This is a genomic window from uncultured Microbacterium sp. (assembly GCF_963521645.1).
In the GTDB taxonomy this organism is placed as follows: Bacteria; Actinomycetota; Actinomycetes; order Actinomycetales; family Microbacteriaceae; genus Microbacterium.
Genome location: NZ_CAUQVQ010000079.1, coordinates 1 through 11,692 on the forward strand (window position 1 = coordinate 1; position 11,692 = coordinate 11,692).

The 11,692-nt window shown below is 70.1% G+C and carries 12 protein-coding genes; 5 read left to right on the plus strand and 7 right to left on the minus strand.

Annotation, left to right across the window (positions count from 1 at the left end):
• From RWO82_RS12985 to RWO82_RS12995, 3 genes are all read right to left on the minus strand, one after another.
• Nucleotides 1-452: tryptophan 2,3-dioxygenase family protein (locus RWO82_RS12985; protein WP_314427757.1), on the minus strand; the 452-nt coding region annotated here is incomplete at its 3' end.
• An 89-nt stretch (nucleotides 453-541) separates the two neighbouring features.
• Nucleotides 542-2,257 (minus strand): amidase, encoded by a 1,716-nt coding sequence (locus RWO82_RS12990; protein WP_314427759.1) that lies wholly within the window; start codon nucleotides 2,255-2,257, stop codon nucleotides 542-544.
• Complete coding sequence (locus RWO82_RS12995) at nucleotides 2,254-3,294, minus strand: agmatine deiminase family protein (RefSeq protein ID WP_314427762.1); 1,041 nt, start codon at nucleotides 3,292-3,294, stop codon at nucleotides 2,254-2,256. Before RWO82_RS12995 ends, RWO82_RS12990 begins: the two co-directional genes overlap by 4 nt.
• Nucleotides 3,295-3,385: 91 nt before the next feature.
• On the opposite strand from RWO82_RS12995, the gene RWO82_RS13000 reads away from it, so the two are divergent.
• Together RWO82_RS13000 and RWO82_RS13005 are read left to right on the plus strand one after the other, a co-directional pair.
• Entirely contained in the window at nucleotides 3,386-4,027 is a 642-nt protein-coding gene (locus tag RWO82_RS13000; protein WP_314427765.1) for a TetR family transcriptional regulator C-terminal domain-containing protein, read from the plus strand.
• A 9-nt stretch (nucleotides 4,028-4,036) separates the two neighbouring features.
• Nucleotides 4,037-5,410, plus strand: coding sequence for an aminotransferase class V-fold PLP-dependent enzyme (locus RWO82_RS13005; RefSeq protein WP_314427768.1), 1,374 nt, complete (start codon nucleotides 4,037-4,039; stop codon nucleotides 5,408-5,410).
• A 97-nt stretch (nucleotides 5,411-5,507) separates the two neighbouring features.
• Here the strand turns inward: RWO82_RS13005 and RWO82_RS13010 are convergent, their stop codons facing one another.
• Entirely contained in the window at nucleotides 5,508-6,035 is a 528-nt protein-coding gene (locus tag RWO82_RS13010) for a WHG domain-containing protein (RefSeq protein ID WP_314427771.1), read from the minus strand.
• Nucleotides 6,036-6,112: 77 nt separating this feature from the next.
• Between RWO82_RS13010 and RWO82_RS13015 the strand changes: the two genes are divergently transcribed.
• Complete coding sequence (locus RWO82_RS13015; protein ID WP_314427774.1) at nucleotides 6,113-6,835, plus strand: MBL fold metallo-hydrolase; 723 nt, start codon at nucleotides 6,113-6,115, stop codon at nucleotides 6,833-6,835.
• Here the strand turns inward: RWO82_RS13015 and RWO82_RS13020 are convergent.
• Genes RWO82_RS13020 through RWO82_RS13030 form a run of 3 tightly spaced genes read right to left on the minus strand, consistent with a single transcriptional unit; the run spans nucleotide 6,817 to nucleotide 10,156 of the window.
• On the minus strand, nucleotides 6,817-7,383 hold the full coding sequence (locus tag RWO82_RS13020; protein WP_314427776.1) for a cysteine hydrolase: 567 nt from the start codon (nucleotides 7,381-7,383) through the stop codon (nucleotides 6,817-6,819). The two genes, RWO82_RS13015 and RWO82_RS13020, sit on opposite strands and share 19 nt — an antisense overlap.
• Nucleotides 7,380-8,825, minus strand: coding sequence for a cytosine permease (locus RWO82_RS13025; RefSeq protein ID WP_314427778.1), 1,446 nt, complete (start codon nucleotides 8,823-8,825; stop codon nucleotides 7,380-7,382). Before RWO82_RS13025 ends, RWO82_RS13020 begins: the two co-directional genes overlap by 4 nt.
• Nucleotides 8,826-8,872: 47 nt before the next feature.
• The gene (locus RWO82_RS13030; protein ID WP_314427780.1) at nucleotides 8,873-10,156 is read right to left on the minus strand and encodes a M18 family aminopeptidase; all 1,284 of its coding nucleotides are present in this window, start codon (nucleotides 10,154-10,156) and stop codon (nucleotides 8,873-8,875) included.
• A gap of 251 nt (nucleotides 10,157-10,407) precedes the next feature.
• Between RWO82_RS13030 and RWO82_RS13035 the strand changes: the two genes are divergently transcribed.
• Nucleotides 10,408-11,277, plus strand: a complete 870-nt coding sequence (locus tag RWO82_RS13035; protein ID WP_314427781.1) for an EamA family transporter — start codon at nucleotides 10,408-10,410, stop codon at nucleotides 11,275-11,277.
• A 29-nt stretch (nucleotides 11,278-11,306) separates the two neighbouring features.
• Nucleotides 11,307-11,692: GNAT family N-acetyltransferase (locus RWO82_RS13040; RefSeq protein ID WP_314427783.1), on the plus strand; the 386-nt coding region annotated here is incomplete at its 3' end.

The following is an 11,692-nucleotide window of genomic DNA, read 5'->3' on the forward strand; positions in this document are numbered from 1 at the left end:
TCGGCGAAGACGCTGAGCATCTTCTCGTTCTTGTTGCCGAGGGCGAACTCGACCGCGCGGTACTGCACCGACTGGAATCCCGAGGAGTTGCCGAGCGCACCGCGGAACTGCGCGTACTCGGTGGGGGTCAGTGTGGCGAGGATCGCCCACTGCTGGGTCATGACGTCCTGGATGCGCTTGACGCGTGCGACGCGCTTCAGGGCCTCGCGCAGGTCGTTGCTCGCGAGCAGCTCTCGCGCGGACGACAGCTCGTGCAGCAGCTGCTTGAGCCAGAGCTCGGTGGTCTGGTGCTGGATGATGAACAGCAGCTCATCGTGATGCTCGGGGACGCTGACCGGATGCTGCGCCGTGAGGAGCTGATCGAGCGACAGGTACGACCCGTAGGTCATGCGGCCGGACAGATCGGTGACGATGCCGGCCTCGAGCTCGCGCTCGTTGTTCTCGGTGCTCATGAACTGCTTCCTGACGTGGGGGACAGGAAGAACATATAACAATCGTGGCGGGCGTCACAATAATGAAATGTCGCGCTGTGGAGGGCGATTCAGAGCGGGGGCGTCCTCGGCGGCGGGGTGCGGCGTTCGCCCGGGGCGCCGATCGCCTCGAACCCCGCCGCGAGGCGCAGCAGCGCCGTGTCGTCGTAGGCGCGGCCGGCGAAGGTGAGACCGATCGGCATGCCGATGTCGGCCATGAGTCCCATCGGCACGGTCACGGTCGGGATGCCGAGATGGCGCACGGTCAGGTTGCCGTTGGCGATCCAGGTGCCGTTGCGCCACCCGAGGTCGGCGGATGCCTCGTTCACGTCCATGTCGGCGGGGCCCACGTCGGCCACCGCCGGGAAGACCACGGCATCGAGCCCGTGCTCGTCCATCCACTCCTCGAGGTCGATCCGTCGGGTCTCCTCGAGGCCGTGCACGCCGTCGGCGAGCTCGGGCATGTCCTCGAATCCGACGCCCGGGTGGGCGCGCACCCACGCGGGGTACTCGGCGATGTCGTCGTCGAAGCCCGTGTAGCGGTCGGGGAGCGCGCCCTCCGGATGCGGGAAGATCGACGCTCCGTCGACGGCGGCGAGCGTGCTCAGCCGCGGGTCGCCGTTCGCCTGCAGGAAGTCCTCCCAGGCCCACGCCGACAGGTCGACGATCTCGCGTCGCAGATACTCCGGCGAGACGAGTCCGCGTGTCGCGATGGTGGGCGCACCCGGTCGGTCGCCCTCGTAGTTCGACACCACGGGGAAGTCGACCTCGACCACCGTGGCGCCGGCGGCCTCGAGGTCGCGGCGCGCGGCCTCCCAGCGCGCGATCACCGAGGCGCGCGTCTCGATGCGCTGCCCCGTGGGACCGCCGATGCCCGGGTCGGAGGCGGTGCCGGCATCCGGGTCTGCATCGATGTACATGCGGGGGATGCCGATGCGCCTGCCGCGCAGAGCCGTCGCCGCCTCGGCGGCCAGAGCCTCGTACGACTCCGGGCGCACCTCGGACGAGAGGGGCAGTGTCACCCACGGCTGCGCGCGCCAGAAGTCTCCACGCGCCTCGGCATCGTCGGCGACGATCACATCGAGCACCTCGAAGAGGTCGGCCATCGTGCGCGTGTGCGGCACCACGACGTCCATGGTCGGCACGAGGGGCCAGTTGCCGCGGGTCGAGATCACTCCGCGCGAGGGCGTGTAGGCGCACAGGGCGTTGTTGGTGGCCGGCCCGCGCCCGCTCGACCAGGTCTCCTCGCCCAGACCGAACGCCGCGAAGCTCGCCGCGGTCGCGGTGCCCGATCCGTTGGACGACCCCGAGGCGAACGGCGCGGTGAGGAAGTCGGCGTTGTACGGGCTCTCGGCCCGACCGTAGACCCCGCGCTGCATGCCGCCGTTCGCCATCGGGGGCATGTTCGTGAGCCCGAGGCAGACCGCACCGCCGGCTCGCAGGCGCTCGATCGTGAAGGCGTCGCGCTGAGCGACGAGATCGGCGAACGCGGGGCTGCCCGCAGCGGCGGTGAGTCCGCGCACGAGATAGCTGTCCTTGGCGGTGTACGGGATGCCGTCGAGCGGGCCGAGCGTCTCGCCTCGCGCCCGTCGCGCATCCGAGGCCGCAGCCTCTGCACGCGCCTCGGGGTTGTGCACGACCACGGCGTTCAGAGCCGTCTCTGTGCCGGGACCGTCGTAGGCGGCGATGCGGGCGAGGTGCGCGTCGACCAGCTCGACGGCCGTCACGGCTCCGGCCTCGAGCGCTCGCCGCAGATCGGCGATGGAGGCCTCCACGACGTCGATCATGCGGGCACCCCCACGCTCGGCTGCTGCTGAGTGATGCAGTGGATCCCGCCGCCCCGCGCGAACAACGGGCGGGCGTCGACCGTGACGACCCGTCGACCGGGGTACGCCTCTGCGAGGATCCCGCGTGCCTCGGCATCCGCCCGGTCGTCGCCGAATCCGCAGGCGACGACCCCGTCGTTCGTGACGAGGTGATTGACGTAGCTCCAGTCGACGAAGCCCTCGTCGTCGCGCTGCGTCGCCGGCGCGGGCAGATCGACGACCTCGAAACGTCGCCCTGCGGCATCCGTCTGCGTGCCGAGGTGTGCGCGCAGCTCGCGCGTCACCGCGTGGTCGGGATGCTCGGGGTTCCGCTGGTCGTGCAGCAGCAGCCGACCCGGAGAGGCGATCGTCGCGACGATGTCGACGTGCCCGTTCGTGCCGAAGTCGTCGTAATCGCGCGTGAGCCCGCGCGGCAGCCACACGGCCTTCGACGCGCCGAGCGTGCGGGCCATCTCGGCCTCGACCCTGGCCCTGTCGGCGTACGGGTTGCGGCGGGGATCGAGCTGCACGGTGTCGGTGAGCAGCACCGTGCCCTCGCCGTCGACGTGGATCCCTCCGCCCTCGTTCACGAGGGTCGAGCTCACGAGCTCGGCGCCGACGGCCCCGGCGATGATCCGCGCGTGCTGCGCCGCCTTCTGCCACTGTGCCCACGCGGGCGCACCCCACCCGTTGAAGATCCAGTCGACCGCGCCGAGAACTCCGGGGCGCTCGTCGTCGATCACGAAGGTCGGGCCGGAGTCGCGCATCCAGAACTCGTCGACCGGCGCCTCGACGATGTCGATCGCGCTGCTGAGCATGCGCCGCGCACGATCGACCTCGGCGGGGTCGACGATCATCGACACGGGCTCGAACTCGGCCACCGCGTGGGCGACGGCGGTCCAGGTGTCGTAGCCCTCTTCGCGTTCGGCCGCAGTCTCGCCCAGCGTCGGACCCTCTGCGGGGAACGCCATCCAGGTGCGGTCGTGCGGTGCGGTCTCGGCGGGCATGTGCCAGGCCATGATTGTCTCCTCGCTGCTGATCGAGACCTCGGGGACGAGGAACCGTGATCGCTATTGAACACGTGATCAACGAGTGCTACGGTAACCCCTGATGAAGAACACGTCAAGAGTCGCCGAGCCGCGTCGGCTGCCCCCCGAAGAGCGAGAGCGCTCGATCGTCCAGGGGGCCGTCACTCTGGCGACCGAGAGCGGCCTCGAGGCGCTCACCGTGCGTGCCGTCGCGGCGCGGGTCGGCGTGACGCCGGCGCTCGTGGCCCACTACCGCCCCGTCATGGAGTCTTTCGTCGCCGAGGTGTTCACGACCATCGTGGCCGCAGAGCGCGACGAGGTCATCGCGTCGTACGACCCTGCGCGCGACCTGCGCGCGAATCTGCAGCGGCTCATCGAGACGCTGCTCGACGACTCGCGTGACGACGTGGCCATGGTGTGGGTGCAGTCGTGGGCGCTCGGAGCCCGCAACGAGGCGCTCGGCGCCCGGGTGCGGGCCGAGATGGACCTCTGGCACAGCGCGCTCGAAGACCTCATCGCCCGCGCGATCGCCGAGGACCCGGCGCTGCGGGTCGACGCCGGGTCCGCCGCGTGGATGCTGCTCGCCATGGTCGACGGCATGAGCGCGCACTCGCTCGTGCACTGGGCTCCTCGCGATCGGGCCGCTCTGGCCAGGCGCACTCTCTCCGCAGTGCTCGACGTTCCGACGATCGAGTCCGCACAGCCCGCAGAAACCCTCAGGTAAGGACAGCTCATGGGAGCAGAACGCATGCACGCGGCCTCGGCCGAATCGACGGCGATCGTCGATGCCGTGCTCGACTACTCGCGCCGCCGGATGCTCGCGGCCGATGTGCCGCTGGACAAGCCGCAGTCGCCCGCCGAGCTCACTCGTCTGGTCGGGACGACCATCACCGACGCGGGGCTGGGGTCGCAGCGTGCGCTCAGCGTGTTCGAGCACATCCTCGCTCCGGCGTGCCTGACGACGAGCCACCCCTCGTACCTGTCGTTCATCCCGACCGCCCCGACGATCGCCTCGATCGCGTTCGACCTCGTGGTCTCGGCGTCGGGCCTGTACGGGGGGAGCTGGCTCGAGGGCGCAGGAGCCGTGCACGCCGAGAACGAGGTGCTGTCCTTCCTCGCGTCCGAGTTCGGCCTCCCCGACACCGCGGGAGGGGTGTTCGTGCAGGGCGGCACGATCGGCAACCTGTCGGCGCTGGTCGCCGCACGCGAGGCGGCGAAGGCGACGCTGCTCGAGGCGGGCAAAGAGCTCCCTCGCCGATGGAAGATCGTGTGCAGCGTCGAGGCGCACTCCTCGAACAAGTCGGCGGCGAAGGTCATGGACGCCGATGTGCTGCTCGTGCCGGCGGGCGATGACGGTGTGCTGAGAGCGGATGCGGTGCGAGAGGCGCTGCGGGAGCACGGCGACGAGATCTGCGCAGTGGTCGCGACGGCGGGCTCCACGAACTTCGGCATCGTCGACGACATCGCCGGCATCGCTGCGCTGAAGGACGAGTTCGACTTCTGGCTGCACATCGACGGAGCGTACGGACTCACCGCCATGCTCGCCCCGGAAGCGCGCGGCGTCTTCGCGGGAGTCGAGCGCGCCGACTCGGTGATCGTCGACCCGCACAAGTGGCTGTTCGCCCCGTTCGACTGCTGCGCCCTGATCTACCGCGACCCCGATGCGGGCCGACGCGCGCACACGCAGCACGCCGAATACCTCGACACGCTCACGGACGCCGGTGACTACAGCCCGTCGGACTACTCGATCCAGCTGACCAGGCGCCCCCGCGGTCTGCCGCTGTGGTTCTCGCTCGCGACGTACGGAGTCACCGCCTATCGCGAGGCCGTGAGCGCGACGCTCGCCCTCACTCGGAGGATCGCCGACGAGATCGCCGCACGTCCCGAGCTGCGCCTCGTGCGCGACCCGCAGCTCTCGGTCGTCGTATTCGAGCGCGAGGGCTGGGAGCGCGCCGACTACGACCGGTGGTCCGACGAGCTCCTCGATTCGCAGCGCGCCTTCGTCGTGCCGAGCTCGCACCGCGGCCGCCCCAACACCCGCTTCGCGATCCTCAATCCGCTCACCACGTTCGACGACCTGGTCGGCATCCTCGACACGATGAAGTAGGGCGGCTCGCGCACAGTTCGGGGGCCGACACGCCACTTGGCGGACGTACGGGCATTAGCGGTTCGGCATCCGGCGTGTCGGCCCCCGAAGCGGGGCGTCAGGCGGTCGTCAACCCGGCGAGGATGCGCGACATTCCGTAGTCGAAGGCCTCGGCGACGTCGCCGCCCAGTCGGAAGGCCCCGGCCAGCTCCATCTGCAGGAAACCGGTCGCCCAGGCCGTGAAGAGGCGGGCGGCCTCGAGCGCGTGCTCGGAGCCGACGAGGTCGGCGCACGCATGCAGCACGGGAGCGGATGCCCGGTGCAGCGCGTCTTCGGGGGCGGCTGCAGTGAAGAGCAGCCGGAAGGCCTCGGGGTGCGCGTGCGCGAAGTCGCGGTAGGCCCTTGCGAGCGAGGCGAGGTCGTCGCCCGCGGCGTCGAGGCGGCGGGTGAGGTCGTCGGCGGAGGCGGTGGCGACCGCGGTCAGCAGGGCATCGCGGTCACGGATCCGCTTGTAGAGCGACGGCGCCCGCACGCCCACACGCTGCGCCACGGCCTGCATCGTGAGTCCCGCGGGGCCGCTCGATTCGAGCAGCTCGCGTCCGGCTGCGACGATCGCGTCGAGAGAGGTGCGTTCGGGGGTCGGCATGGGGACTCCTTCATGGCTATTGATAGTAGCTATGATAGCTACGTAATGTAGCCATCGCAACCGCGAAAGGATCCCCCATGAGACTCGCACCCCACCTGCACCGCCTCGGCAACGACATCGTCGCCTCCTACCTCATCGACCTCCCCGACGGCATCACGCTCATCGATGCGGGGCTGCCCGGCCATTGGCACGACCTACAGCGTGAGCTGACGGATCTCGGTCGACCGATCACGGACATCCGCGGCGTCGTGCTGACGCACGGAGACAGCGATCACATCGGCTTCGCGGAGCGGGTGCGCACCGAGGCCGGGGTGCCGGTCTTCATCCACTCGGCCGACGCGCACCGCGTGCGCACGGGGGAGAAGCCGAAGACGCCCATGGGGCCCGCGCGCATCGGACCCATGCTGGGATTCCTCGCCTACGGCCTGCGCAAGAGCGGCATGCGCACGCGTCACGTCGCCGAGGTCGAGACCGTCGACGACGGTCAGGTGCTCGAGCTGCCCGGATCGCCCGTAGTCATCGGGATGCCGGGGCACTCGCCCGGCAGCATCGCGGTGCACGTGCCGGCCGTCGACGCGGTCTTCGTCGGCGATGCGCTGACCACGCGCCACGTGCTCACCGGCCGGGTGGGAGCGCAGCCGGCGCCGTTCACCGATGAGCCCGAGGAGGCGCTCGCCTCGCTCGACAGGTTGACCGCGGTCGCGGCATCGTGGGTCCTTCCGGGGCACGGAGCACCCTGGCGAGGGTCGACGGCCGACATCGCCGCCGCGGTGCGGGAGGGTCAGAGACCGGCCCGCTGAGGCCGGGCGATGATCGACGCGGTATCGCTCACGGTCACCTGCGGCGGATACAGGCTCATCACCTGCATCGCCGCCGCGTGGTTCTCGGCGCTCGACCCGGCGCACGCGTCGGCGGCGATCGTCACGTGCGCCCCCGCATCCGCGGCGGCCAGAGCGGTCGAGATCACGCAGCAGTCCGTCGACACGCCGGCGAGCACGACGTGGGCACCTCGCCCCACGATCGCCTCGATCTCAGGACCCCATTTGCCGAACGTCGGCAGATCGAGGGTGGGATGCGGCGACAGTCCGGCGGCCTCCGGCACCAGGTCGAACAGAGGGTCGCTCGGCGGCTGATCGGCGAACGGCCAGGCGGCGAAGTACGCTCCCCACGAGGTCGAGCGGTCGGCGGTCGGCATCCACCGCGTCACGATCACGCGCTCGCCGAACGCCTCGGCGAGCTCACGGATGCGCGGCATCGCCTGATCGAAGACGGGCGAACCCCAGGCGGAGTCGGCCGACGCGAAGATCGCCTGCGGATCGATCACGACCAGCCAGGGAGCGTCGCTCATGCCTCCTGCTCCTGGCGGCGGATCCTGCCCGCCCGCGCGAACCAGGTCACCGCGAACGAGAGCACGAGGGCGAAGAACACTCCGAGGTTCGCGTACGCCCAGTCGCCGTCGACCCCGCCGACCAGGCCGAGCAGGTAGCCCTGCCAGTTGTTCCACGGCGCGGCCTCCGCGAAGCCGTTGAGCACGAAGCCCCAGCCGATCACACTCGCGACCACCATGGTGCCGATCGAGATCCAGTCCCACGCGCCGTAACGACCTCGGCTGTCGAACAGGGCCTCTTCGTCATAGTCCTTCCTGCGACGCAGGATGTCGGCGATCAGGATGCCCGCCCACGAGGCGAGCGGCACGCCCAGGGTGATGAGGAAGCTCTGGAACGGGCCGAGGAAGTCGGTCGAGAAGAAGACGACGTACACCGTGCCGATCGTGAGGATCACGCCGTCGATCGCCGCGGCCGACGGTCGCGGGATGCGGATGCCGAGACTCAGCAGGGTGAGGCCCGAGGAGTAGATGCCCAGCACCGCGCCGGAGACCAGGGCGAGCACCGCCGTGAGCAGGAACGGGATGAGCATCCAGAGGGGGAGGATCGTCGCGAGTGCGCCGATCGGGTCGGCAGCGATCGCGGCACTGAGCTCATCGTCGGATCCGGCCAGCAGGAGCCCGAAGATCACGAGCAGCACCGGGGCGATCGACCCGCCGATCGTGTTCCAGGCGACGATCGCTCCGTCGGACGCGGTGCGCTTCTGATAGCGCGACCAGTCGGCGGCGATGTTGATCCAGCCGAGGCCGAATCCGGTCATCACCATCACGAGGGCCCCGATGACCTGGCCGATCCCGCCGTCCGGGCGGGCCATGACGGCCGCGAGGTCGATGCTGGGCGCGGCGAGCACGACGTACAGGATCGTGACCGCGCCGGTGATCCAGGTCAGCACGGACTGCATCTTCATGATGGTGTGGTAGCCGAGCACCGAGGCCGCGACGATGAGCGCGGCGACGATCACGGTCGCGACGACCCTGAGCGCGATGCTGTCGCCGTCGCCGCCCAGCTGCGTGATGACGGTGGCGGTCGCGAGCACGGCCATGATCGCGAGGAAGGTCTCCCAGCCGATCGAGGTCAGCCACGAGACGATGCCCGGCACCTTCTGCCCCTGCACGCCGAAGGCCGCGCGCGACAGCACCATGGTCGGCGCCGAACCGCGCTTGCCCGCGATCGCGATGAGGCCGCAGAGCAGGAACGACACGACGATGCCGATCACCGACACGATCGTGGCCTGCCAGAACGAGATTCCGAAGCCGAGCACGAACGAGCCGTACGACATGCCGAACACCGAGACGTTGGCCGCGAACCACGGCCAGAACAGGTCGCGTGGCTTCGCGGTGCGCTCGGATTCGGGGATGATCTCGATGCCCGCGCGCTCGATGAGAGCAGGCTTGATGTCCGTCATGCCATCATCCTGGCACTGCGCGAGCCCCGTGAGGGCAGACTGCGTGCTCAGCCAGCGAAGAACGCTCCCGCGACCCGGGCGAGGTCGTACAGATCGGAGACCCCGGCGAGCTCGCGCGCGGAGTGCATCGACAGGATCGGGATGCCGACGTCGACCGTGCGGATGCCCAGACGCGTCGCGGTGATCGGGCCGATGGTCGATCCGCACGGCACGTTGTTGTTCGACACGAACTCCTGCGTGACGACGTCGGCGGCCTCGCACCAGCCGCGCCAGGCGGCGGAGCCGACGGCATCCGTCGCGTAGCGCTGGTTGGCGTTGAGCTTGAGGATCGGACCCGATCCGAGCACAGGCTGCACGACGGGGTCGTGCTTGTGCACGTAGTTGGGGTGCACCGAATGGCCCACGTCGCTCGACAGGCACCACGACGTCGAGAGGGCGCGCCGACGCTCGGAGGCGTCGGCTCCGAGGGCGTCGTACACGCGTCCGAGGATGTCTTCGAGCAGCGGCCCGCCCGCACCCGAGCGCGAGTTCGAGCCGAGCTCCTCGTGATCGAACGCGGCGAGGACCGCGATCGGTCCGGTCGAGGGAGTCCCGAGGGTCTCGAGGGCGACCAGCCCGGCGTGCACGGAGGCGAGATCGTCGAGCCGCCCCGAGGCGAAGAACGCGTCGTCCTTGCCGAACACGGCACCGCGAGCCGTGTCGGCGATCACGACGTCGTAACCGCGGATGTCGGATGTCGAGACGCCGGCCGACCCTGCCAGTTCGGCCAGGATGTCCTCCTGCGTCGGGTCGCCGAGGCCCCATACGGGCTGCGTCTGGAACTGCTTGTCGAGCGCGAGCCCCGTGTTGGCCTCACGGTCGAGGTGGATCGCGAGCTGGGGGAGGCGCAGCAGCGCTCCCGTGTCGGCGAGCACCACGCGTCCGTCCGCCAGAGCGAGGCGCCCCGCGAGGCGCAGCTCGCGGTCGAGCCAGGAGCTCAGCAGCGGCCCGCCGTAGACCTCGACGGCGGCCTGGAGCCAGCCCCTCCCGCCGGTGGTCGGCTGCGGCTTGAGCTTGAAGCCGGGGGAGTCGGTGTGTGCGCCCAGGATGTGCGCGGGTGTGGTCGCCGAGGCGTCCGTCGGCACGCTCCAGGCGATGGCCGCGCCGTCGCGCACGACGACATAACGTCCGCCGGGGGTCACCTCCCACGCCCGCTCCTCCTGGAGGCGGGTGTACCCGGCGTCCTCGAGTCGCCTGGCCACCTCGGCGGCAGCGTGATAGCTCGATGGCGAGGCGGCGACGAAGTCGGCGAGATCCTCGGCGTGGGCGAGAGCGTCAGAGGTGACGGGCATGGACGACCTTCCGGAAAGGGGGCGGTCCTCCGATCGTAATCGGGGTCGTTCACCTCCCGGTCACACTCGACGGTTAGTGTGTGTCTCGATAGCGCCTAGGGTTCCGGGGCCGGGTCGCACCTGCGGGTGCGGACGTCCCGTCTGGTCCGAGCGGCGCCACGGTGCTCCTCCACAGGGGCGCCGTCATCTGACAGGACAAAAGCCCGGAGGACCCCGTTCGTCGCGCCCTGCGACGACAAGAAGGGTCTCTCATGTCACCTCTCGCCTTCGCCCTCGTCATGGCCGCAGCCGTCACGCACGCCGCCTGGAACGTGATCGCGCACGGGGTGAGTCGAGCAGGCATGCCGTTCCTCTGGTGGGGTGCGGTGGGCGGCACGGTCGTGTGGATCGGGCTCATCCCGTTCACCGGCGGACTCGGCACGGACGACGTGCTCTCCTTCGCGCTCGGCGTCGGAGTCTCGGCCGTCCTCCATGTCGCGTACATGGCCGTGCTGCAGCGCGGGTACCGCGAGGGCAATCTCTCCACCGTGTACGCCACGGCGCGAGGCACGGGGCCGTTCCTCGCGGTGCTCGTCGCCGTGCTCGTGCTGGGGGAGCGGCCGTCGCAGATCGCGCTGATCGGCGTCGCGGCGATCATCCTCGGTGTGGTGGCGATCGGGCTCGTGGATCGCGGACGTTCGGGTGCCTCGTCGCGTCGCCGCATGGACCCCGGCCTCGTCTTCGGGCTGCTCACCGGAGTCGCGATCGCGGTGTACACGATCTGGGACGCGCACGCGGTGCGCACCTGGAACCTGTCGCCCGTGGCCTTCATGGTCGGCACCATGCTGCTCGAGATCCCGTTCTACTCGATCGGAGTGCGCCGCAGATGGGGCGCCGTGTGGGCGCTCGGTCGCACACAGTGGAAGCGCATCGTGGCGTTCAGCATCCTCTCTCCGCTCTCGTACATCCTCGTGCTGACGGCGATCCAGATCGCGCCTGTCGCCCTCGTCGCGCCGCTGCGCGAAGTGAGCGTGGTGCTCGTGAGCCTGTTCGGGGTGTTCGCGTTGAAGGAGAGTCGCCCGGGCTGGCGGATCGCCGCGTCGGCGGTGGTGGTGGCGGGGATCGTGCTGCTTGCGCTGTGAGGGCGCTGCTCCCGAGGAGAATGGACCGCGTGAATGTGACGTGGTCGAGTCGCCCGAGCATCTCGTCGGATGCGTCGTGGATCGCCGAGCTGCGCGCCGTGGTGCTGCGCCCCGATCTGGAGCGACTGGGCAGGTTCGACCCGGTGCGGGTGCGGCAGAGGTTCTTGCATGCCTTCGAGCCGCGCTTGTCGCGCGTGATCGTCGCCGAGGGCGTCGACATCGGGACGATCGCCGTGCGGCCGGCCGCGGATGCAGCCTGGATCGAGCACTTCTATCTGGCGCCCGAGTGGCAGGGGAGAGGGCTGGGCGGCGCCGTCCTCGCGGACGTCCTCGCCGAGGCGCGTGATGCGGCGAGTCCCGTGACCCATCGATTGAACGTGCTGCAGGGGAGTGCGGCGAGGCGCCTGTACGAGCG

Excerpts from the sequence above, each read along its gene's own strand:
- RWO82_RS12990 (WP_314427759.1), bottom strand. The coding sequence starts at position 2,257 with ATGATCGACGTCGTGGAGGCCTCCATCGCCGATCTGCGGCGAGCGCTC.
- RWO82_RS12995 (WP_314427762.1), bottom strand. The coding sequence starts at position 3,294 with ATGGCCTGGCACATGCCCGCCGAGACCGCACCGCACGACCGCACCTGG.
- RWO82_RS13000 (WP_314427765.1), top strand. The coding sequence starts at position 3,386 with ATGAAGAACACGTCAAGAGTCGCCGAGCCGCGTCGGCTGCCCCCCGAA.
- RWO82_RS13005 (WP_314427768.1), top strand. The coding sequence starts at position 4,037 with ATGGGAGCAGAACGCATGCACGCGGCCTCGGCCGAATCGACGGCGATC.
- RWO82_RS13010 (WP_314427771.1), bottom strand. The coding sequence starts at position 6,035 with ATGCCGACCCCCGAACGCACCTCTCTCGACGCGATCGTCGCAGCCGGA.
- RWO82_RS13015 (WP_314427774.1), top strand. The coding sequence starts at position 6,113 with ATGAGACTCGCACCCCACCTGCACCGCCTCGGCAACGACATCGTCGCC.
- RWO82_RS13020 (WP_314427776.1), bottom strand. The coding sequence starts at position 7,383 with ATGAGCGACGCTCCCTGGCTGGTCGTGATCGATCCGCAGGCGATCTTC.
- RWO82_RS13025 (WP_314427778.1), bottom strand. The coding sequence starts at position 8,825 with ATGACGGACATCAAGCCTGCTCTCATCGAGCGCGCGGGCATCGAGATC.
- RWO82_RS13030 (WP_314427780.1), bottom strand. The coding sequence starts at position 10,156 with ATGCCCGTCACCTCTGACGCTCTCGCCCACGCCGAGGATCTCGCCGAC.
- RWO82_RS13035 (WP_314427781.1), top strand. The coding sequence starts at position 10,408 with ATGTCACCTCTCGCCTTCGCCCTCGTCATGGCCGCAGCCGTCACGCAC.